Consider the following 20,550-nt stretch of genomic DNA (forward strand, 5'->3'; position numbering starts at 1 on the left):
CCGTCGCCCATGCACTCGCTGAACCAGCGACCGTTACCAGAGGTTGTCTACATGTCGTCTTTTGTTGAAATGATCGAAAATATCACCCCGGACATCTACGAGAGCCTCAAGCTCGCCGTGGAAATCGGCAAGTGGTCCGATGGCCGCAAGCTCACCGCCGAGCAGCGTGAACTGTCCCTGCAAGCGATGATCGCCTGGGAACTCCAGAACCTGCCGGAAGAACAGCGCACCGGCTACATGGGCCCGCAGGAATGTGCGTCCAAATCCGAGCCGGTGGCGAACATTCTGTTCAAGTCGGATGCGATCCATTGATTGAAATTGGTCGCGGTGCAGTCAGCAAAATGTCGGCGCAACTCGGTGAGCCGACCGTTCAATATGCGTTTCGCCTGGGCGACACAGAGGTGCCGGTCAATCCATTGATCGGTACTCACATTCGCCTGGAGTACCTCGGTGCCATCCATTGCAGCCATTGCGGCCGCAAGACCAAGACCAGCTTCAGCCAGGGGTATTGCTACCCGTGCATGACCAAGCTGGCCCAGTGCGACCTGTGCATCATGAGCCCCGAGCGTTGCCATTACGACGCCGGTACCTGCCGTGATCCAGGCTGGGGCGAGCAGTTTTGCATGACTGATCATGTGGTCTACCTGGCCAACTCGTCGGGCATCAAGGTCGGTATCACCCGCGCTACCCAGCTGCCCACGCGCTGGCTGGACCAGGGTGCGAGCCAGGCGTTGCCGATCATGCGTGTGGCCACGCGCCAGCAGTCCGGCTTCGTCGAGGACGTGCTGCGCAGCCAGGTGGCCGACAAGACCAACTGGCGTGCGTTGCTCAAGGGGGACGCGGCGAAGGTGGACCTCAAGCACGTGCGCGATGAGCTGTTCGCCTCCTGCGCCGAAGGCCTGGAAAACTTGCAGGAACGCTTTGGCCTGCAAGCCATCCAACCAGTGACCGACATCGAGCCGATTGAGATTCGCTACCCGGTGGAGCAGTATCCGGCCAAGATCGTCAGCTTCAACCTGGACAAGAACCCGATTGCCGAAGGCACGCTGCTGGGGATCAAGGGCCAATACCTGATCTTCGACACCGGCGTTATCAATATTCGCAAGTACACGGCCTATCAGCTCGCCGTGCATCAGTAGAAGGATGCCACCCATGCGCACCGAACAACCGAAGATGATTTACCTGAAGGACTATCAGGCGCCGGACTACCTGATCGACGAGACGCACCTGACCTTCGAGTTGTTCGAGGACCACAGCCTGGTCCACGCGCAACTGGTGATGCGCCGTAACCCCGAGCGTGGCGCTGGCTTGCCGCCGTTGGTACTCGATGGCCAACAGTTGGAGCTGTTGAGCGTTAACCTGGCCGACCAGGAGTTGACTGGCGCTGACTACCAGTTGACTGATAGCCACCTGACCGTGCACCCCAAAAGCGACACGTTCACCCTCGACACCACGGTCAAGATCCACCCGGAAACCAACACCGCCCTGGAAGGCCTGTACAAATCCAGCGGCATGTTCTGCACCCAGTGCGAGGCCGAAGGTTTCCGCAAGATCACCTATTACCTCGACCGCCCGGACGTGATGAGCACGTTCACCACCACGGTGATCGCCGAGCAGCACAGCTACCCGGTGCTGCTGTCCAACGGCAACCCGATTGCCAGCGGCCCCGGTGAAGACGGCCGCCACTGGGCGACCTGGGAAGACCCGTTCAAGAAGCCGGCCTATCTGTTTGCCCTGGTGGCCGGGGATTTGTGGTGCGTCGAAGACAGCTTCACCACCATGACCCAGCGCGAAGTTGCGCTGCGCATCTATGTCGAGCCAGAAAACATCGACAAGTGCCAGCACGCCATGACCAGCCTGAAAAAATCCATGCGCTGGGACGAAGAAACCTACGGCCGCGAGTACGACCTCGATATCTTCATGATCGTCGCGGTGAACGACTTCAACATGGGCGCCATGGAGAACAAGGGCCTTAATATCTTCAACTCCAGCGCCGTGCTGGCGCGCGCCGAAACCGCCACCGACGCCGCGCACCAGCGTGTCGAGGCCATCGTCGCCCACGAATACTTCCACAACTGGTCGGGCAACCGCGTGACCTGCCGCGACTGGTTCCAGCTGTCGCTCAAGGAAGGCTTTACCGTGTTCCGCGATTCGGGCTTCTCGGCCGACATGAACTCGGCCACGGTCAAGCGCATCCAGGACGTGGCGTACCTGCGGACCCACCAGTTCGCCGAAGACGCCGGCCCGATGGCCCACGCGGTGCGCCCGGACAGCTTTATCGAGATCTCCAACTTCTACACCCTGACCGTGTACGAAAAGGGCTCGGAAGTGGTCGGCATGATCCACACCTTGCTCGGTGCCGAAGGCTTCCGTAAAGGCAGCGACCTGTATTTTCAGCGCCACGACGGCCAGGCCGTGACCTGCGACGATTTCATCAAGGCCATGGAAGACGCCAACGGCGCTGACCTGAGCCAGTTCAAACGCTGGTACAGCCAGGCCGGTACGCCACGTTTGGCGGTAAGCGAGTCCTACGACGCGGCGGCCAAGACCTACAGCCTGACCTTCCGCCAGAGCTGCCCGGCCACCCCGGACAAGGTCGAGAAACTGCCGTTCGTGATTCCGGTCGAGCTGGGCTTGCTGGACGGGCAGGGCGCCGGCATCGCCTTGCGCCTCGCCGGTGAGGCGGCGGCGGGTGCCACGTCCCGCGTGATGTCGGTAACAGAAGCCGAGCAGACCTTCACCTTTGTCGACATCGCAGAACAGCCGCTGCCATCGCTGCTGCGCGGTTTCTCGGCGCCGGTGAAACTAAGCTTCCCGTACAACCGCGATCAGCTGATGTTCCTGATGCAGCACGACAGCGATGGCTTCAATCGCTGGGATGCCGGCCAGCAACTGTCGGTGCAGGTGTTGCAGGAACTGATTGGCCAGCATCAGGCGGGCCAGGCGTTGAAGATGGATCAGCGCCTGATCGACGCGCTGCGCACGGTACTGAGCGACGAAAGCCTGGACCAGGCCATGGTCGCGGAGATGCTCTCGTTGCCGGGCGAAGCCTACCTGACGGAAATCAGCGAAGTGGCCGATGTGGATGCAATCCACGCCGCCCGCGAATTTGCGCGCAAGCAACTGGCCGACCACCTGTTCGAAGGGCTGTGGTTGCGTTATCAGGCCAATCGCGAGCTGTCCAAGAAAACCCCTTATGTGGCCGCGGCCGAGCACTTTGCGCGGCGCGCCTTGCAGAACATCGCGTTGTCGTACCTGATGCTCAGCGGCAAGCCTGAGGTATTGGCGGCGACCCTGGAGCAGTTCGACAGCAGCGACAACATGACCGAGCGCCTGACCGCGCTGGCAGTGCTGGTGAACTCGCCGTTCGAGGCGGAAAAAGCCCAGGCGTTGGCGGTGTTTGCCGAGAACTTCAAGGACAACCCGTTGGTCATGGATCAGTGGTTCAGCGTACAGGCCGGCAGCACCCTGCCGGGCGGGCTGGCGCGGGTGCAGGCGTTGATGGAGCACCCTGCATTCACGCTCAAGAACCCCAACAAGGTGCGTGCCCTGATCGGCGCCTTCGCCGGGCAGAACCTGATCAACTTCCATGCGGCGGATGGCTCCGGCTACCGCTTCCTGGCGGACCTGGTGATCCAGTTGAATGGCTTCAACCCGCAGATCGCGTCGCGCCAATTGGCGCCGTTGACCCGCTGGCGCAAATACGACAGCGCGCGGCAGGCGCTGATGAAGGCGGAGCTGGAGCGCATTCGTGGCTCGGGCGAGCTGTCGAGCGATGTGTTTGAGGTGGTCAGCAAGAGCCTGGCATAACAGGCAATGAACAACCTGTGGCGAGGGGGCAAGCTTCCTCGCCGCACGTGTCCTTCCTCAACTGATTGGTACTCATCTGATCAGTCCTTTTCCTGCTGACATTTACTGACAGTAGGCTCTGCTAAGCTGCGGCACTTTTCCTTTTTCGGCGGGATCAACGTGTCGCGTACCACTCGTCTACTGACCTTGTTGCAGGCCCTGCGGGGCAAGAAACGTCCGGTGACCGCTGCTGTGCTGGCGGCGCAGTTGGAAGTGTCCGAACGCACGTTGTACCGCGATATCGCCGAGTTGACCGCCCTTGGCGCCCCCATTTTCGGTGAGGCCGGTGTCGGGTATGTGCTGCGCAGCGGGCTGTTTCTACCGCCCTTGATGCTCAACGCCGAGGAGACGGAGGCGGTGGTGCTGGGCTTGCGTTATGTGGATCAGCGTGGGGATGAGTTGTTGAGTCGGGTGGCGGCCAATGCGCTGGCCAAGATTGCCGATGTGCTTGACCCCGCCGCCCAGGAAGCCTTGCGCAACCCGACGCTGCTGCCTGGACCGCCAGGCTTCGGCTACCCGGAGAACCGCGTGCCCCTGAACGTGTTTCGTGAGGCTATCCGCAACCAGGCCAAGCTGCATATCGACTACGCCGATGCCAGCCAGACCCAGAGCCAGCGGCTGGTCTGGCCGCTGGCCCTGGGTTTTCTCAATGAAGCACGCGTGATTGTGGCCTGGTGTGAATTGCGCGGCGCTTACCGCACCTTTCGTACCGACCGTGTGGCGAGCGCTCAAGCCCAAGGTGAAAGGTATCCGGGGCGGCGCAGTGATTGGCTGAGGGCCTGGCGCACGCTGATGGAGCAGAATGAGTCTGCACCGTTCACTCCTGACAAAAGCTGACACAGCCCTGGCTTAGCATGGCGCCATAAATCACCAAAAAAGGAGCTGTGTCATGCCTCAGTCTCAGTTGGCCCCGGCCATCCAGGCCTATATTGCGGCGACCAATACCCGCGACACCTCAGCGGTTGCCCAGTGGTTCGCCGACGATGCGAATGTGTTCGATGAGGGCGAGCACCAGGTCGGCCCCGCCGCGATTGCGCGCTGGATGGAGGACACTGCACGACGTTACCAGCCGCGGGTCGAGGTGCTGAATGTGCAACACCGCACCGGTAAAGTGCTGGTGAGCAACGTGGTCTCCGGCAATTTCCCCGGTAGCCCTCTGGAGTTGCGCTACACCTTTCGGCTGAACGAACAGGGCAAGATTTCACGGCTGGATATCTCGCTGTAGGTCATAATCGCGGGCATGACTTTCGACTCGCCCCTCGCTGCCTATCAACACGCCATCGCCCAACAGGGTTTCGTCGCCGACGACGCCCAGCGCCGGGCGGTGGATGCCCTGCAAGCCTGTCATGACGCCCTGCACCAAGGCCGCTCGCCGATCAACGGCGTGTACCTGTGGGGGCCCGTCGGGCGCGGCAAGACCTGGCTGATGGACCAGTTCTACCAGAGCCTGCGGGTGCCGGCGCGGCGGCAGCACTTTCATCACTTCATGGGTTGGGTGCATCAGCGCTCATTCCAGCTGACGGGCACCGCCGATCCTTTGCAGGCCCTGGCGCGGGAACTGAGCCAGGCAGTGCGTGTGCTGTGCTTTGACGAGTTGTTCGTCAATGACATTGGCGACGCGATCATCCTGGGTCGGTTGTTCCAGGTGATGTTCGAGGAGGGTGTGGTGATGGTCTGCACCTCCAATCAGCCGCCCGACCTCCTGTATGCCGAGGGTTTCAACCGCGACCGGTTTTTGCCGGGTATCGCAGCCATCAAGCAACATATGCGGGTCGTAGCGGTTGACGGGGTTGAGGACCACCGCCTGCATCCGGGTGTCGGCCTGCAGCGCTATTGGGTCAATCAACCCGAGGCGCTGGCGAATGTGTTCGGGCAACTGGCGCAGGGGCAGAGGGTGAGCCACGAGCCGGTCGTGGTCGGCCACCGCAGCATCGTGACGGTGCGCTCCAGTGACAGCGTGCTGTGGTGTCGTTATGCCGACCTGTGCGAGCAACCCTTGGCCGCGATGGACTTCATGCTGCTGTGTGATCGCTTCAAGGCAATCTTGCTCGGCGACGTGCCTGACCTGAGTGCGCAGCAGCGCCCTGGCCGGATCGCCCGAGGCACCGAAGACGGCGCCGAGCGGGTAGTGGCGGGTGATCGCGAATTGCCGCAGTTGTCCGTGCATGATGACAGCGTACGCCGGTTTATCGCCCTGGTGGACGAGTGCTACGACCGCAAGGTGCCCCTGTTCATTGAGGCACGCGTGCCGCTGGAGCGCCTCTATACCGAGGGCTACCTGGCGTTTCCCTTCCGCCGTACCCTCAGTCGCCTGCAGGAAATGCAGCTGGAACGTTTCGGCGCGGCGTTGTAAGACCCGGCAAGGCTTGCCTGGCGCTGTTTCCCGCGCATACCGTGCGCACTTCAGGCAGATATTTGTAGTTAATCTCCTTCATCTACCGCCGACTCCGCGCTTACAATCGTGCCCCTCAAAGGGAGCCGGTTCCCTTGTTGTCGTGATCGAGGAAGGCAATGGAAACCCCAGATATCCTGGTGCTGCAAGCCAGCTACACCAACCCCGTGCACGCTGAAGCCATAGGCCACGTGCTGAACCACTACGCCGAAGACCCGATGGGCGGTGGCCATGGCCTGCCCGCTGACCTGTTGAAGCAACTGCCGGCAGAACTGGCAAAACGCCCGCACGCCTTCAGTGTTCTCGCGTTTGTCGGCGGTGTGCCGGCAGGGCTGGTGAATTGTTTTGAGGGGTTCTCCACCTTTGCCTGCCGGCCACTGGTCAATATTCATGACGTGGCGGTGATGAATGATTTTCGCGGCCTGGGCCTGAGTCAGAAAATGCTGCAGAAGGTCGAGGAAATTGCCCGCCAGCGTGGCTGCTGCAAAATCACGCTTGAGGTGCTTGAGGGTAATGCTGTCGCCCAGTCGGCGTATCGAAAGTTCGGTTTTGATGATTCGAAGTTTGATCCAGTCCATGGCCGCATGTTGTTCTGGAACAAACCGCTTCAATAAATAACAGGCAAAAAAAGGGCGCCATTAAATGGCGCCCAATAAACCATTGGCCAATGGAGCGGAATGGCCATGGGTGTTGCGGATTAACTAAACATTAATTAACTCTTCGGTTGTTCCTGATCGGTGGTGCTGGTCTTTGACGTCTTGCCGTCGGCGGAAGCGGTTTGTTCATTTGTGCCGTGAACGCTCTGCTGGGTGAAGGTGAAGTTGTTGTAGTACTCCTTCATCCGCTCGGAGCCATCCTCTGCAAACGCGGCGGCGGAGGCCAGGGTCATCAGGCTGGCAAGCATCAAGGTCGAGAGTTTCATCGGGGTATTCTCATTAAGTGTGATCGTTTTATCCGTTCTGTCCTTGAGCAGATTCTTGGGGCGATTGTGGAGTGATCTTATTAAGTGGGAATTAACCCGAGCAATATCCGAAGTTAACGATTTGGTTAACTTCGGATGGGGGGCTTTAAAGTTTCCAGTCCAGCGCGAGGGTAATGGAGCGTGGATCACCCCAGTACACGCCGTTATAGAAGCCGACACGTTCGTAATATTTTTTATCAAACAAATTGTTGACGTTAAGCGACGCTGAAACATGTTCGTCGAACTGATAGCGGGACATCAGGTTGACCACGGTGTAGGCCTGCTGCGTAATTTTTGCCCGGGTGGTGATCATGTCGCCGTCGCTGTCGCGCTCACCGGTTGGTCGATTGCTGAAGTCGTAGATATCGCTCTGCCAGTTCACTGCGCCGCCCACGGTCAGGTTGCGCCATGCGCCCGGCATCCGGTAAGCGCTGGACACCTTCAGCAGGTTCAGCGGTTGCCCGGTGTTGTTGCGTTTGCCAGAGCCATTCACTGAATGGGTGTAGGTGTAGCCGGCCGTGAGGTTCCAGTCGGGCATGACTTCCCCGGACGCTTCCAGTTCGAAGCCGTTCACCTTGTTGCCTTTGCCGCCTGACTTGTAGTACTCCTCGCCGGTCGCTGGGTTGCGTGGGACGGTGTAGTCGCGCTCGGCAACGTTGTCCTGGGTGCTCCAGAAATACGCTGCCGCCAGGTTCAGGCGCTCTTGCAGCACGCTGCCCTTGATGCCGACCTCGTAGTTGCTGCCCACCACCGGCTCAAGGTATTTCTTGTTGGCATCCTTTAGGCTTTGGGGTTTGAAAATATCGGTATAGCTGGCGTAGACGGCGTACTCCGGCGAGATGTCGTACAGCAGCCCGGCGTAGGGAGTCCACATGTCATTGTGGGTCTGGCTGGTTTTGCCGGCGGCGGTCAGTTGGTCGTTGTCATCGTAATCAGGAGCGGCGCTTTTCAGTTCCCAACTGCCATAGCGGCTGCCCAGCACCGCATGCAGGCGGTCGGTGAGGCTCAGTCGCGTGGCCAGGTAGCCGGCTTTCTGTTGCTTGCTGCTGTGTTCGCCTTTGAGGTCGGTGACGGTGTCGCCGAACTTGGCGATCGCACCCATGTATTTCCAGTCTTCAATGCTGTAGTAGCCAGCGGGAATGTTGTCGCGCATAAACGGCGAACTATCGCGTTGCGCGGCCTCGCCATAGCCCATCATCAGCGCGTGTTCGCGGCCCAGTAATTGATAGCTGCCGGCCAGGTTGAGGTCGATGGCCTCCATGCGCGAAGTGCCGCGCATGTGGCTCGCCCAGGCGGCCATGCCGCTGCGGTCGTCGTTGGGGAAGCCTGAGCCGCCGTAGTAGACCTTGCCATCTGTGTCGCTCTGGCGATGGGTGTAGGCGGCCTTGATATGCCAATCGCCGCCCAGGCGATGGTCAAGGGTGGCGAAGGTAGTCTTGTCCGTCAGCGGCCAGGAACTCCAGTGCGCCGCCATATTGGTGGAGCGCGACAGCCCGGCCTTGCCGCCCTGGCTGTTCCAATAGGGCACGGTGCCCCAGGAAGTGCCCTGGACTTGTTTGTTCTGGTAATCGAAACCTACAGCCAGCACGGTGTCGTCTGACAGATCGCCTTCGAGAATGCCGTAGCCGACCGCCCGCTGCAGACCATAGTTGTCACGGAAGGATTGGCTGTCGCGGTAAGCCAGCACCGTGCGCCCGCGCAACTTGCCGTCGAACGCCAGCGGGCCGCCCACGTCCACGTAGCTGTAGTAGTTGTCATGGCTGCCTGCGCTGATGCCGGTTTTCGCCTGCCATTGGGCGGTGGGGCGTTTGCGCACCATATTGATGGTGGCCGAAGGGTCGCCGGCACCTGTGGTCAAGCCCGTAGCGCCGCGTACGACCTCGATATGGTCGTAGATGATGGTGTCGGCGTCAGACTTCATGTAACCGAAGGTGTTGAGCATCCCGTCAACCTGATAATTGGTGATGCCATAACCCCGGGCCGAATAGGACACACGGTCGGAGTCATTGTGCTGCACGTTGATACCGGTGGTCTGGCGCAGCACGTCGGTCAAGGTATTGAGATTGAAGTCATCCATCTGCTGGCGCGTGATCACCGAGATCGATTGCGGGGTTTCCTTGACGGACAGGTTGAGGCGGGTGGCGGTGCTCATCGAGCCGGTGGTGTAGGCCCCGGTGTGTTCGGTGGTGGCGCCGAGGCCATCGGCAGTGACCCGGGTGGCGCCGAGTTCGAGCGGGGTCTGTTCGGGGGCGGTTTCAGCCAGCAGCTCCGGACTCAATGCGGCGCTGCACAGGCCAAGCGTGAAGGTCAGGGAACGGGTAAAGGGCGCGAACATCGCGGAAGACTCCTTGTCGTCTTTGCGGCCACCCGGAAAGGGAAGGCCTTGGCTCAAAGACGAAAGGAGGGGAGGAACTTTAGGCTTAAACGAGAATGATTGTTATCTTTCTGTTACAAGCCCGGCGCTTCCTGAAGCACCACATCGGTCGGGTCAACCTTCTTCGGCTTGATCAGGCTGAAGTCGATCAAGGCTTTCTGCTGGCGCATATACGGATTGCCGATCAGCTGTGGGCGCGGTTTGAAGCTGTCGCTCACCAGGCTTTTGCTGCGGTCCAGTTCATTGAAGCTCAGCCCGGCCAGGTCGGCCCAGGTGTGAATCAGCTGTGAGCTGGTGTACGGGCGTTGCAGGTCGCCGGCGAAACTCCAGTCGTGGGTTTCGCGCCATTTCGGCGAGGCGTAGGCCATGAAGGGAATGGTGTACATCGGCGCAGTCGGTTTGCCTTCGTTACGTCCCAGCGTGGCGTGGCCCGCGGAGTCGAATACGTCTTCGCCGTGGTCCGACAGGTACAGCAGGAAACCGTTTGGATCGGTCTTGGCGTAATCCTTGATCAGGCTCGACACCACGAAGTCGTTGTACAGCACCGCATTGTCGTAGCTGTTGTAGGTGGGCAATTGATCATCGCTGATACCCGCCGGCACGCCTTGGCGATCAGTGAACGTGTCGAAGGTCGGCGGGTAGCGGTACTGGTAGCTCATGTGGGTGCCAAGCAGGTGCACCACGATGAACTTGCGTTCGGCCGGATCGGCCAGGGCCTTGGAGAATGGCGCAAGGACGTCGCCGTCGTACTGGCGGGCGTTCTGGTTACGGTTGTTGTTCAGGTAGACCTGTTCGTCGGCCTGCTCGGAAAAGGTCGTGAGCATGGTGTTGCGCTTGGTCATGGTCTGCTGGTTGGTGATCCAGTAGGTCTTGTAGCCGGCTTGTTTCATCACGCTGACAATCGACGGCGTTTTCAGGTACAGGTCCGGGTTCTCCTCGTCGGCAAACGTCAGCACCTGTTGCAGCGCTTCGATGGTATAGGGGCGCGGGGTGATGACGTTGTCGAACACGGCTAATTGGTCGCGCAGCTTGTCCAGTTCCGGCGTGGTGTTGCGCGGGTAGCCATAAAGACTCATGCGCTGGCGGTTGGTGGACTCGCCGATGACCAGCACCAGGGTCGAGGGCTGGCCGGCCATGGTGTCCTTGAGATTGGTCAGGGGCGGGATCTGGCTGGCGCTGTCGAGCATGCCTTGCATGTTGTCGAGTTGTTCGGTGTAGCGCCGATAGGCAACGATCATCTGCCAAGGCACGGCAGGCTCGATGCGCGATTCGAAGCGGTCGATGGCGTCGTCCATTGTGTCGCTGCGGGCGATCTGTTTGACCAGCGGGTAACCGATAATGGCCACCAGGATCGCAGTTGCCGCCACCAGGGCCTGGCCGCGTGGCAGGTACACGGGGCGCACTCGGGTCCACAGGAAAATCGCCACGGCGGTATGGGCAATAAAGGCCAGCACGATCCACCAGGCGAAGTACTGGGTGGCGTACTCGCCCGCTTCAGAGATGTTCGATTCGAACATGATGAAGATGACGCTTTGGGAGAATTCCTGCTGGTAAATGAAGAAATAGCCCAGGCTGGCCATGGAGCAGGCCCACAGCACCACGCCGATCAGGGCGGCAAGCAAGCGCGTACGGCGCGGGAAAACGAGCAGGGGGGCAAGCCACAGTGCGCTCATGAAGAACGCTTGGCGAAAACCACTGAAGCCGGACGTGCCGCTGAGTTGAATCAGCAGCTGGGTGATACCGGAGAAGTACCAGAAAAACAGGAATAACCAGCCAAGACCGGCCCAATCAAAGCCTTTCGCAGACTTAGTGCTGCGTTCGAACAGTGCCATCCAGCGCTCCAACCCGGTAATTTTTCAGTCGCGCGCAGGGCTGCGCGCAACGGAGGCCACCCTTGCATGGGATGGCCCTTGGGGGCGGGAGTATCGGGAGGTGCGTGTGAAAACTTTGTGAGATTTTTGTAGCCGTTATCTTACAAAGTGATGACGGGGCTCAGCAGAGCGCAGGTTGCGCGCCGGAGGGCTGGTCCAGTTGGGCTTGAATGATATGAGCACGCAGGCGCATGACCTCGTGCTGCAACTGGTCGCGTTCGTCTTTCAACTGGCGCAGTTCATCGCGACGGAGCGTGACGTAGAGGGTCTGGGGAGGACGGGTCATCTGTGCAGTGCTCATTGCTTACCTCGCAAATAGCCGGTGTGTCGCGGTGTGCCAGAACGCTTGAGTCGAGGTTCTCGGCATCAGTCGGAAGCAATTCTGAATTCTTTTTCAGCGCAATGGAACTTTTTTATTTTTGGTGGTCTTGTGACTTTTGCTGGCGTGATGGTGAAACGATGGCAACTTTTTCTCATGAAACTACATGGATCTGCCCCTGACTAACCCTCATTAGCCTCATTGCGCTATAAACTATGTCACACATTTATTTAGTAGTTAGGAGCATCAGCACATGCAACTGGGGATTATCGGACTAGGCCGCATGGGCGGGAATATTGCACGGCGCCTGATGCTCAATGGGCATTCCACCGTTGTTTTCGACCGTAACGAAGCATTTGTCAAAGGCTTGAGCGAGGAGGGCGCCACGGGCGTCGCCGACTTGAAAGCCCTGGTTGCCGCGCTGCAAAAGCCTCGCGCCGTGTGGGTGATGTTGCCGGCAGGCGACCCCACTGAAAACACCATCAATGAACTCAGTGAGCTGCTCGAAGACGGTGACGTGATCATTGATGGCGGCAACACCAACTATAAGGATGACGTTCGTCGCGGCAAGGCACTGGCGCAAAAGGGCCTGCACTACGTTGACGTCGGCACCTCCGGCGGCGTCTGGGGTCTGGAGCGCGGCTACTGCATGATGATCGGTGGCGACACCGAAACCGTACAGCGCCTCGACCCGATCTTCGCCGCCCTGGCGCCGGGCCTGGGCAGCATCCCGCGCACCAAGGATCGTTCGGCAACCGCTGACAAACGCGCCGAGCAGGGTTACATCCACGCCGGCCCAGCGGGTTCCGGGCATTTCGTCAAGATGATCCACAACGGCATCGAGTACGGGATGATGCAGGCCTTCGCCGAAGGTTTTGACATCCTCAAGACCAAAAACTCGGACAACCTGCCCGAAGACCAGCGTTTCGACCTCAACGTGGCCGATATCGCCGAAGTCTGGCGCCGTGGCAGTGTGGTCTCGTCCTGGCTGCTCGACCTGACCGCCGACGCCCTGGCCACCGACCCGAAACTCGACGGCTACTCCGGTTCCGTTGCCGACAGCGGCGAAGGCCGCTGGACCATCGAAGCCGCCATGGAACAAGCCGTGCCGGTACCGGTGCTGTCCACCTCGTTGTTTGCGCGGTTCCGTTCGCGCCAGCAGAGCACTTACGGTGACAAGATGCTGTCTGCCATGCGCTTCGGCTTTGGTGGTCACGTGGAGACTTCCAAAAAATGACCGCTAACGGCAAGAAACCCAAGGCCGAACCCGCTCCACCGACCACCTTGTTTCTGTTTGGCGCCCATGGCGACCTGGTCAAGCGCCTGCTCATGCCGGCGCTGTACAACCTCAGTCGTGATGGCCTGCTGGGCGATGGCTTGCGCATCGTGGGCGTTGATCACAACGCTATCAGCGATGCCGACTTCGCCAAGAAGCTGGAGGATTTCATTCGCACCGAGGCCGCAAGCAAGGTCAAGGGCAATGCGGACAATGCGTTGGACCCGGACTTGTGGGCGCAGTTGGCCAAAGGTATCAGCTACGTCGAGGGTGATTTCCTCGACGACAGTACCTACGCCGACATCGGCAAGAAGATCGCCGACAGCGGCACCGGCAATGCGGTGTTCTACCTGGCCACCGCGCCGCGCTTCTTCAGTGAAGTGGTGCAGCGCCTGGGCAGTGCCGGATTGTTGACGGAGACTGACGACAGCTTCCGACGTGTGGTGATCGAAAAGCCGTTTGGCTCCGACCTCGCCACCGCCGAAGCACTGAACGCCAGCCTGCTCAAGGTGATGAGCGAGAAGCAGATCTACCGCATCGACCATTACCTGGGTAAGGAAACCGTACAGAACATCTTGATCAGCCGTTTTTCCAATGTGCTGTTCGAGGCGTTCTGGAACAACCATTACATTGATCATGTGCAAATCACCGCCGCCGAAACCGTTGGCGTGGAAACCCGAGGCAACTTCTTCGAAAAAACCGGCACCCTGCGCGACATGGTGCCCAACCACCTGTTCCAGCTGCTGGCGATGGTGGCCATGGAGCCGCCAGCGGCCTTTGGCGCCGACGCGGTGCGCGGTGAAAAGGCCAAGGTGATCGGTGCGGTGCGGCCGTGGTCCCTGGAAGATGCACGGGCCAACTCGGTGCGCGGGCAGTACACAGCGGGCGAAATCGGCGGCAAGCAGATGCCGGGCTACCGCGAAGAAGCCAACGTCGCGCCCGACAGCAGCACCGAGACGTTCGTTGCGCTCAAAGTGATGATCGATAATTGGCGCTGGGTCGGCGTGCCGTTCTATCTGCGAACCGGCAAGCGCATGAGCGTGCGTGACACAGAAATCGTGATCTGCTTCAAACCGGCGCCGTATGCGCAGTTTCGCGACACCGAGGTCGATGAACTCAAGCCCACCTACCTGAAAATCCAGATCCAGCCCAATGAAGGCATGTGGTTCGACCTGCTGGCGAAAAAGCCTGGGCCGACCTTGGATATGGCCAATATCCAATTGGGTTTTGCCTACAAGGACTTCTTCGCGATGCAGCCGTCGACCGGGTACGAAACCCTGATCTACGACTGCATGACGGGTGATCAGACCTTGTTCCAGCGGGCCGACAATATCGAGAACGGCTGGCGTGCGGTGCAGCCATTCCTCGATGCGTGGAAGGAAGATGATGGGATCCAGGCTTACAAGGCCGGTGAGGATGGGCCTGCGGCGGCAGATGCGTTGCTGGCCCGCGATGGTCGCACGTGGCATAGCCTCGGATGAGTGATGCCGCGATTCATCCCATCCGTTTTATCCTCAGCGACGTGGACGGCACGTTGCTGCACCCGGACCACAGTCTTAGCCAGCGCACGATTGATGCGGTCAGTGCGTTGCGCGAGGCCGGGGTGTTTTTCAGCCTGGCCAGCGGTCGACCACCCAAAGCCATGCTGCACCTGATCGAGACCTTCGGGATCGATGTGCCGGTGGCCGGTTTTAATGGCGGCACCTTGATCAACCCGGATGGCAGCATTCTGGTTGCCCACCACCTGCCGGCCGAGGCGGCGCTGGTGACCTTGGCGATGTTCTCGGCCGAGCCGGACGTGGAAGCGTGGGTATTTGCCGACGGTGACTGGCTGCGGCGCGGCCCGCCGGGACCGGTGGAACCGCGAGAAACCCATGGCCTGGGGTATGGGCCGGTGGTGGTGGAGAGTTTCGAGCCTTATTTGGATCGGATCGACAAGATCGTCGCCGCGAGTAACAACACACAGTTACTGGTGGAACTGGAAGCGCGTTTACAGCCCAAGGTGCAAGGCCTGGCGCAAGTATCGCGTTCGCAACCGATTTATCTGGATGTGACGGCCATGCTGGCCAATAAAGGTGAGGCCTTGAAGACCCTGGCGGCGCACCTTGGGGTGCCGCTGGAGCAGACGGCGGCCATCGGTGATGGGGGTAATGACCCGGCGATGTTTCATGTGGCCGGACTATCGATTGCCATGGGGCAGGCGGAAGAAACCGTCAAGCGCCAGGCCAATGTGGTCACCGGTAGTAATATCGATGACGGTGCTGCAGAGGCAATCGAGCGGTTTATTCTCGCTGCGCAATAAAAGTGTCTTAACTTAAATCAGCCAACTTCCGATCAGTGTTTTGCAGTGATCGGAAGTTGGCGTAGCGACTTACTTCGGCATGGCCCACGACTGCAACTGGTAGCCATCTTTGTCGAGTTCGGCGCGGGCCTGCAACAGCAAGTCTTCCAATTGCGCCGGGTCGCTGTAGGTGTTCGACGACAATTGTTTGCTGCCGATACGGTTATTGGTACGGTCGACGACGCTCAGGCTCAGGGCGCCATTGCCATCGTGCCAGGCCACGCACTGAAAGGGCTGGAAAGCACGGTCTGCGATCAAAAGAGCTTCGTTGATGCGGAGCGGGGCGTTCATGTGGGTCTCTCTCTAAATGCCCATTCAAGTGAGTACCGGCGGTTGGGCTGACCGTGCGGCGGGTTACTTGTACTGATGCACGATGACGGGGTACGGGTCACATGTTAGAGCAACAAATTTCAACCTTTCCTGATTAACGTCATGTAAGCAGCTGTTTTGAAAGCTGAATGAAGGTTTTAGCGTGGCATAACTTTTTTACCGGAACCCGCAGATGCTGGCTTTTTGCTCGCACTTATAGCGAAATGGTACAAGGGTTGTGTCAAGATTTTGCTAGTGTTAGCGCTGGACGTCACAAGCTATTGTTTATAAATAACTTTGTCGCCACTAACCAACAATTTTGACGCCAAGGAATAGTCATGGTTGTTACACCTGCGCAACGCCGCTTGCTCGTGGTCGACCCGTGTGATGACTGCCATGGGCTATTGCCCGGTTTGCGCACCGCCGGTTGGGAGGTGGACAGCTGTGCGTTGGAGGCGGTAGGCGACCGGTCTTGTGACGTGGGTTTGCTGCGCTTGCAGCCCTATCACCTGGAACGTCCGGAAGCGGTCAAGGAGCTGATTGGCCGCAGCGGCACCGAGTGGATCGCAGTGCTTAGCCAGGACGTCCTGCGCTTGCAGAATGTCGGTGATTTTGTCTGCGAATGGTTTTTTGACTTTCATACCTTGCCGTTTGACGTGTCTCGGGTCCAAGTCACCTTGGGGCGTGCATTCGGCATGGCGCGCTTGCGCGGCAAGGGCAACACCCCGGTGGATGAGGGGCATGAACTGCTCGGTGACAGCCGACCGATTCGTGAGTTGCGCAAACTCCTCTCCAAACTGGCGCCCACCGAATCCCCGGTATTGATCCGGGGCGACAGTGGCACCGGCAAGGAACTGGTGGCCAAGACCCTGCATCGCCAGTCCCAGCGCCATGCCAAGCCCTTTGTCGCGATCAACTGCGGCGCGATCCCGGAACACCTGATCCAATCCGAATTGTTCGGCCATGAAAAAGGCGCGTTCACCGGCGCCCATCAGCGCAAGGTCGGTCGCATCGAAGCGGCGAACGGCGGCACCTTGTTCCTTGATGAAATCGGCGATCTACCCATGGAACTGCAAGCCAACCTGCTGCGGTTTCTCCAGGAAAAACAGGTCGAGCGCGTCGGCGGCAGCCAACCCATCCCCGTGGACGTGCGGGTGTTGGCCGCGACCCACGTCGACCTTGAGGCCGCCGTGGCCCAGGGCCGCTTCCGTGAAGACTTGTACTACCGACTCAACGTGTTGCAAGTCATCACCGCGCCGCTGCGCGAGCGCCATGGCGACGTCGCGATGCTCGCCAACCACTTCGCGCGCTTTTACAGCCAGGAAACCGGCCGTCGCCCACGCAGTTTCAGCGAAGACGCGCTGGTCGCCATGGGCAAGCACCCGTGGCCTGGCAACGTGCGCGAATTGGCCAACCGCGTGCGCCGTGGCCTGGTACTCGCCGAAGGACGGCAGATCGAAGCCGTTGATCTGGGATTGATCAGCGAACAGGCAATTTCGCCACCCCTGTCTACACTGGAAGACTACAAGCACCGCGCCGAACGCCAGGCGCTGTGCGATGTGCTCAACCGGCACAGCGACAACCTGAGCGTCGCGGCCCGCGTCCTGGGAATTTCCCGGCCAACGTTCTACCGGTTGCTGCACAAACACCAGATCCGCTAGGGCGGGTAAACCGAAAAGCCCCGTAACGACCCTTATCGTTGCGGGGCTTTTCCTTTTATTGCGCTGCTGCGCTGGCGCTGCTCTGGCTGAGGCCTTTGCTCTTGATTTGGCTCTTGATTTGGCTCTTGATCTTGATCAGGCGCCCCGTCAAACACGCTGGCCGAACGCAGGCTTGAATCCGTGGGTAACCCGGCAGGACGCCGGGTTAGCCGCACTGGGCCATGGATGGCCCATTGCGGCGGCCCACGGATTCAAGCCGGAGTGAGGCCAGCGTGGTTAACGGGGCGCTTAAGATCAAGATCAAGGTCAAGATCTAAAGCAAGATCAAGAGCGGCTCAACAGATTCCTCAAACGCCCTAGAAGTAATACGGAAACTTCAGGCTAAACGTAAAGTCCGGCGCATCATCCGTCATCCCAATCGCCAGGTTCGGCACGATGGTCAAATTATCCGACGCCGCAATCGTCATCCCCACGTTGAAGTACCCTGCGTTCGCATCACTGGATACCACCGACTGCCAGTCCCCGCCATTGGGCTTGAGCCGACTCTTGCGTTGCACCAGGTCCGACACCGAGAACGACATACTCATCTTCTCGTTGAGGGCAAAGGCCACGCCGACGCCAAATTGGAAGCTGTCGCCCAGGCTGACCTTGCCGCCGACCTTCTGGTTGACGTCACTGCTGATGTCATCAAACGAATCTTCGAAGTTGTGGGTGTAGGACAGCGAGCCGAACAACACCGCCGGGTCGAAGGTCTTGACCAGCGAGATCCCCGGCGTGACCGACCAGACGCCGTTGCCCGTAGGCAGGCTTTCCGGCACGAACAGGTTGTCGTTGCCGGGTGTATTGACCAGCTTGATACCAAACGGCTCTTTACCCGTAGGCGCCTTGACCCGCACCGACACCACGGCGTCTGGCAGGTTGGGGGTTTCGTCGAGGAACTTGTACGCCACACCGAAGTTGACGTCGCCGATGGTCGGGTCGCGAGTGACCGAGGCTTCCGAGGTCGCGGTGCCGTTGTTGCCGGCGCCGGCTGACTGGTAGGTGGAGTCGCGGTACACCACGGGGACGTTCACGTCGAACTGCCAGCGGTTATCGAGGTTGTAGCGCCCGGTCAGGTCCAGGGTCCAGTTGTCGGACTTGATCCGGTCCAGGTTGATGTTACCGAGGAAAATCGAGTCCAGCGCCAGGAAGCCGTTAAGGGTCAATTGGCGAGCGTCATATCGGGCATAGGTAATGCCGGTTTCAAAGCTGAACTTGCCATTGCCAAAAAAGCCGCTGGCTTCGTTATAGAGGTTGCTCACACTTTGCGCAGGTGCCGAGTCGTCCTTGAGGGACTGGCCATAGGAGCTGCCGCCGCCGCCGCCCGCGCCGCCGGACGCTGCTGCGGCGCCCGTGCCTGCGACGGTGGCGCCGCTGGCTTTCTGAAAGTCTGCCGGGGATTTGGCCAGGCGTTTGGGCGCCGGTGCCGCCGGCTGATCTTCGACCTGGCGTACCCGTTGTTCCAGGACCGCCAAGGCTTTTTGCTGAACGTCATACCGCTGCTTGAGTTCCAGAAGCTCCTGTTTGAGCGTTTCGATATCGGCATCTGGCGCGGCATACAGAACGGATGCAGGCAAGAGCGTACTTAAACAGACTACCGCGCGGAGCGATAACGATCGATGCATGAAGTAAGCCGTCCTTTTCCAATGCGTAAGTGACGAGGGTCAGCGTAGTTCAATAACCGAGGGTACGTAGGCCTTTGAGTTGGTCCAGATTGCAGTTCAGCGCGCCGTTGTTCAAACCGTTGTTGTTCATCACCACATTGAGCTGGGTCATGTTGTTGACGAAGTTGGTGTTGCCGGTCAAAACCGTGCCTTGCAGCACCGTGCCGCTGCCGATCTGCTGCACACTGTTGCCCTGGTTATGGTTGGCCTGGATCGCCATCTGCAGGCCGCCGTTGTTGGCCGACACACTGACCCGGCCTGCTGCGCTGTCCCCGGTCACCGTGCCACCGGCAACCAACACTTGCCCCGATTGCACGATGTTGGAAGGTGCAAAGCCATTCTCGACGGTGATGCCCACGTTGTTGTAGGCGGTGTTGCCATCGCCCGCGGTGCGCACGCTCTGGGTGACGCCTTGGCCACTGCCCAGGCCGGCGCCGCCTGTGACCGTGCCAGTACCGGTGTTCGGGTTGGTACCGTTGCCGGTCGAGCCGGTGGTCTGTACGTAGAATTGTGGGGTGATGGTCGACGAGTCGACCTGCATGTTGGCCTTGCCGGTGATGGTGTCACCCACGGCGTTGGTCCAGGTGCTGCTCATGACAATGCCGAAGCTGATGATTCGCCCCGGCATCACGTAACGGCCGCGCAGGTCGGCCATTTCCGAATCCTTGAGTTCGATGGGTTTGAACCCCGATGAAGCATAAGCGGGCATTGAGGCTGCCAGACACATGACCGTCAGCCAACGGGAAGTGTTCATCTTCTGCTCCTGGAGCATCCTGCCCCTTATTGCGCTTCTTAGAAGAAGTCGCTCTGGATAAAACCGAAATCCATCAGCTCGGCATCGCCTACGGGCCTGAACTCATTCAACTGGTTCTTGGCGGTCAGCGGGGTAGGCGGGTCGAGCAAGACATTGGCCTTGTCGTAACCCTCGCCCAGCACGGCAAACACGATGCCATTCCAGCCCTTGACGAAATCGTCGTGCGAGTAGCGTTTATGGCCCAGTACCGGGTCGCCTATGTAGACCCAGTTCTTGTCGGCGCGCTGCATCACCACGAAGTGCTTGTAGCCGCGAATTTCCAGCAGTACCACCACAGGGATTTTGACGGTGACCAAGGTGTCGGCCCCAATCTTGTAGCCCCGGGCACGCATGCCGATGCTTTCGAGGTAGCGCTTCATGTCCAGCATGGAAAAGCCCTGGGTACGCACCAGGTCCTGGTCAGCAGTGACCAGCATGCCTTTGATGATGTGATCTTCGTCGACGTCCAGCCAATAGGCCTGGCGCAGGATGGTGGCAAGTGCCGCAGCACCGCAGCTGAAATCGGTTTTCTGTTCCACCAGGTTGGCGAAGCGGCGTTCGCGGATACTCTCGACCTTCTTGAAGATCACTGCACCGCCAGGCATGGCTGAGATGGCCATGGTGCCTGCCCACGCAGGGCCGGTGAGTAACATCAGGAGGGTGAGGGTCGCGAGGCGCATGATCGACTGACCTGTTGGACA

At 59.7% G+C, this 20,550-nt stretch carries 19 protein-coding genes; 11 read left to right on the forward strand and 8 right to left on the reverse strand.

Annotated features, from left to right (window positions below; genetic code table 11):
* The first annotated feature begins 51 nt into the window (after positions 1-51).
* From DNK50_RS15730 to DNK50_RS15760, 7 genes are all read left to right on the forward strand, one after another.
* Positions 52-312: a YeaC family protein gene (locus DNK50_RS15730; protein WP_099585265.1), complete on the forward strand. Its 261-nt coding sequence runs from the start codon at positions 52-54 to the stop codon at positions 310-312.
* Complete coding sequence (locus DNK50_RS15735) at positions 309-1,139, forward strand: DUF2797 domain-containing protein (protein WP_099585247.1); 831 nt, start codon at positions 309-311, stop codon at positions 1,137-1,139. The genes DNK50_RS15730 and DNK50_RS15735 overlap by 4 nt, the downstream gene beginning before the upstream one ends.
* 13 nt (positions 1,140-1,152) lie before the next feature.
* Positions 1,153-3,810: an aminopeptidase N gene (pepN, locus tag DNK50_RS15740; protein WP_112195011.1), complete on the forward strand. Its 2,658-nt coding sequence runs from the start codon at positions 1,153-1,155 to the stop codon at positions 3,808-3,810.
* A gap of 159 nt (positions 3,811-3,969) precedes the next feature.
* Positions 3,970-4,686, forward strand: a complete 717-nt coding sequence (locus DNK50_RS15745; RefSeq protein WP_112195013.1) for a YafY family protein — start codon at positions 3,970-3,972, stop codon at positions 4,684-4,686.
* 52 nt (positions 4,687-4,738) lie between these two features.
* Complete coding sequence (locus DNK50_RS15750) at positions 4,739-5,074, forward strand: nuclear transport factor 2 family protein (protein ID WP_099585244.1); 336 nt, start codon at positions 4,739-4,741, stop codon at positions 5,072-5,074.
* 15 nt (positions 5,075-5,089) lie between these two features.
* A complete protein-coding gene (gene zapE / locus DNK50_RS15755; protein ID WP_112195015.1) occupies positions 5,090-6,202 on the forward strand; it encodes a cell division protein ZapE in 1,113 nt (370 codons plus the stop codon).
* A gap of 158 nt (positions 6,203-6,360) precedes the next feature.
* On the forward strand, positions 6,361-6,855 hold the full coding sequence (locus DNK50_RS15760) for a GNAT family N-acetyltransferase (RefSeq protein ID WP_112195017.1): 495 nt from the start codon (positions 6,361-6,363) through the stop codon (positions 6,853-6,855).
* A gap of 98 nt (positions 6,856-6,953) precedes the next feature.
* Here DNK50_RS15760 and DNK50_RS15765 read toward each other — a convergent pair whose 3' ends face one another.
* From DNK50_RS15765 to DNK50_RS28940, 4 genes are all read right to left on the reverse strand, one after another.
* Positions 6,954-7,163, reverse strand: coding sequence for a hypothetical protein (locus DNK50_RS15765; RefSeq protein ID WP_099585241.1), 210 nt, complete (start codon positions 7,161-7,163; stop codon positions 6,954-6,956).
* 145 nt (positions 7,164-7,308) lie between these two features.
* The gene (locus tag DNK50_RS15770) at positions 7,309-9,537 is read right to left on the reverse strand and encodes a TonB-dependent siderophore receptor (protein ID WP_112195019.1); all 2,229 of its coding nucleotides are present in this window, start codon (positions 9,535-9,537) and stop codon (positions 7,309-7,311) included.
* Between the two features lie 113 nt (positions 9,538-9,650).
* On the reverse strand, positions 9,651-11,408 hold the full coding sequence (locus DNK50_RS15775; protein WP_112195021.1) for a phosphoethanolamine transferase CptA: 1,758 nt from the start codon (positions 11,406-11,408) through the stop codon (positions 9,651-9,653).
* Between the two features lie 160 nt (positions 11,409-11,568).
* Positions 11,569-11,733 (reverse strand): DUF6026 family protein, encoded by a 165-nt coding sequence (locus tag DNK50_RS28940; RefSeq protein ID WP_177411533.1) that lies wholly within the window; start codon positions 11,731-11,733, stop codon positions 11,569-11,571.
* A gap of 286 nt (positions 11,734-12,019) precedes the next feature.
* Between DNK50_RS28940 and gnd the strand changes: the two genes are divergently transcribed.
* The 3 genes from gnd to DNK50_RS15790 are packed head-to-tail and all read left to right on the forward strand — an operon-like array spanning position 12,020 to position 15,344.
* Positions 12,020-13,003, forward strand: a complete 984-nt coding sequence (gnd, locus tag DNK50_RS15780; RefSeq protein WP_112195023.1) for a phosphogluconate dehydrogenase (NAD(+)-dependent, decarboxylating) — start codon at positions 12,020-12,022, stop codon at positions 13,001-13,003.
* A complete protein-coding gene (zwf, locus tag DNK50_RS15785; RefSeq protein WP_099585237.1) occupies positions 13,000-14,523 on the forward strand; it encodes a glucose-6-phosphate dehydrogenase in 1,524 nt (507 codons plus the stop codon). The genes gnd and zwf overlap by 4 nt, the downstream gene beginning before the upstream one ends.
* Positions 14,520-15,344 carry an HAD family hydrolase gene (locus tag DNK50_RS15790; protein WP_112195025.1) on the forward strand — a complete coding sequence of 275 codons (825 nt, stop codon included), beginning with the start codon at positions 14,520-14,522 and terminating at the stop codon, positions 15,342-15,344. Before zwf ends, DNK50_RS15790 begins: the two co-directional genes overlap by 4 nt.
* Before the next feature lie 69 nt (positions 15,345-15,413).
* Here the strand turns inward: DNK50_RS15790 and DNK50_RS15795 are convergent, their stop codons facing one another.
* Positions 15,414-15,674 carry a hypothetical protein gene (locus DNK50_RS15795; protein WP_112195027.1) on the reverse strand — a complete coding sequence of 87 codons (261 nt, stop codon included), beginning with the start codon at positions 15,672-15,674 and terminating at the stop codon, positions 15,414-15,416.
* A 356-nt stretch (positions 15,675-16,030) separates the two neighbouring features.
* Here DNK50_RS15795 and DNK50_RS15800 point away from each other — a divergent pair, with 356 nt between their 5' ends.
* Positions 16,031-17,353: a sigma-54 dependent transcriptional regulator gene (locus DNK50_RS15800; RefSeq protein ID WP_112195029.1), complete on the forward strand. Its 1,323-nt coding sequence runs from the start codon at positions 16,031-16,033 to the stop codon at positions 17,351-17,353.
* Between the two features lie 356 nt (positions 17,354-17,709).
* On the opposite strand, the gene DNK50_RS15810 is transcribed toward DNK50_RS15800, so the two are convergent.
* The 3 genes from DNK50_RS15810 to DNK50_RS15820 are packed head-to-tail and all read right to left on the reverse strand — an operon-like array spanning position 17,710 to position 20,529.
* Positions 17,710-19,017: an autotransporter outer membrane beta-barrel domain-containing protein gene (locus DNK50_RS15810; RefSeq protein WP_099585233.1), complete on the reverse strand. Its 1,308-nt coding sequence runs from the start codon at positions 19,015-19,017 to the stop codon at positions 17,710-17,712.
* Between the two features lie 49 nt (positions 19,018-19,066).
* Complete coding sequence (locus DNK50_RS15815; protein ID WP_099585232.1) at positions 19,067-19,810, reverse strand: hypothetical protein; 744 nt, start codon at positions 19,808-19,810, stop codon at positions 19,067-19,069.
* A 38-nt stretch (positions 19,811-19,848) separates the two neighbouring features.
* Positions 19,849-20,529: a C39 family peptidase gene (locus tag DNK50_RS15820; protein WP_099585231.1), complete on the reverse strand. Its 681-nt coding sequence runs from the start codon at positions 20,527-20,529 to the stop codon at positions 19,849-19,851.
* Positions 20,530-20,550 lie beyond the last annotated feature (21 nt).

This window comes from Pseudomonas sp. LG1E9, assembly GCF_003290225.1.
Lineage (GTDB): Bacteria > Pseudomonadota > Gammaproteobacteria > Pseudomonadales > Pseudomonadaceae > Aquipseudomonas > Aquipseudomonas cyclaminis.

Coding starts and splice junctions, on each gene's coding strand:
- DNK50_RS15730 (WP_099585265.1), top strand. CDS start 52: ATGTCGTCTTTTGTTGAAATGATCGAAAATATCACCCCGGACATCTAC.
- pepN (WP_112195011.1), top strand. CDS start 1,153: ATGCGCACCGAACAACCGAAGATGATTTACCTGAAGGACTATCAGGCG.
- DNK50_RS15750 (WP_099585244.1), top strand. CDS start 4,739: ATGCCTCAGTCTCAGTTGGCCCCGGCCATCCAGGCCTATATTGCGGCG.
- zapE (WP_112195015.1), top strand. CDS start 5,090: ATGACTTTCGACTCGCCCCTCGCTGCCTATCAACACGCCATCGCCCAA.
- DNK50_RS15760 (WP_112195017.1), top strand. CDS start 6,361: ATGGAAACCCCAGATATCCTGGTGCTGCAAGCCAGCTACACCAACCCC.
- DNK50_RS15765 (WP_099585241.1), bottom strand. CDS start 7,163: ATGAAACTCTCGACCTTGATGCTTGCCAGCCTGATGACCCTGGCCTCC.
- DNK50_RS15770 (WP_112195019.1), bottom strand. CDS start 9,537: ATGTTCGCGCCCTTTACCCGTTCCCTGACCTTCACGCTTGGCCTGTGC.
- DNK50_RS15775 (WP_112195021.1), bottom strand. CDS start 11,408: ATGGCACTGTTCGAACGCAGCACTAAGTCTGCGAAAGGCTTTGATTGG.
- DNK50_RS28940 (WP_177411533.1), bottom strand. CDS start 11,733: ATGACCCGTCCTCCCCAGACCCTCTACGTCACGCTCCGTCGCGATGAA.
- gnd (WP_112195023.1), top strand. CDS start 12,020: ATGCAACTGGGGATTATCGGACTAGGCCGCATGGGCGGGAATATTGCA.
- zwf (WP_099585237.1), top strand. CDS start 13,000: ATGACCGCTAACGGCAAGAAACCCAAGGCCGAACCCGCTCCACCGACC.
- DNK50_RS15790 (WP_112195025.1), top strand. CDS start 14,520: ATGAGTGATGCCGCGATTCATCCCATCCGTTTTATCCTCAGCGACGTG.
- DNK50_RS15795 (WP_112195027.1), bottom strand. CDS start 15,674: ATGAACGCCCCGCTCCGCATCAACGAAGCTCTTTTGATCGCAGACCGT.
- DNK50_RS15800 (WP_112195029.1), top strand. CDS start 16,031: ATGGTTGTTACACCTGCGCAACGCCGCTTGCTCGTGGTCGACCCGTGT.
- DNK50_RS15810 (WP_099585233.1), bottom strand. CDS start 19,017: ATGCATCGATCGTTATCGCTCCGCGCGGTAGTCTGTTTAAGTACGCTC.
- DNK50_RS15815 (WP_099585232.1), bottom strand. CDS start 19,810: ATGAACACTTCCCGTTGGCTGACGGTCATGTGTCTGGCAGCCTCAATG.
- DNK50_RS15820 (WP_099585231.1), bottom strand. CDS start 20,529: ATGCGCCTCGCGACCCTCACCCTCCTGATGTTACTCACCGGCCCTGCG.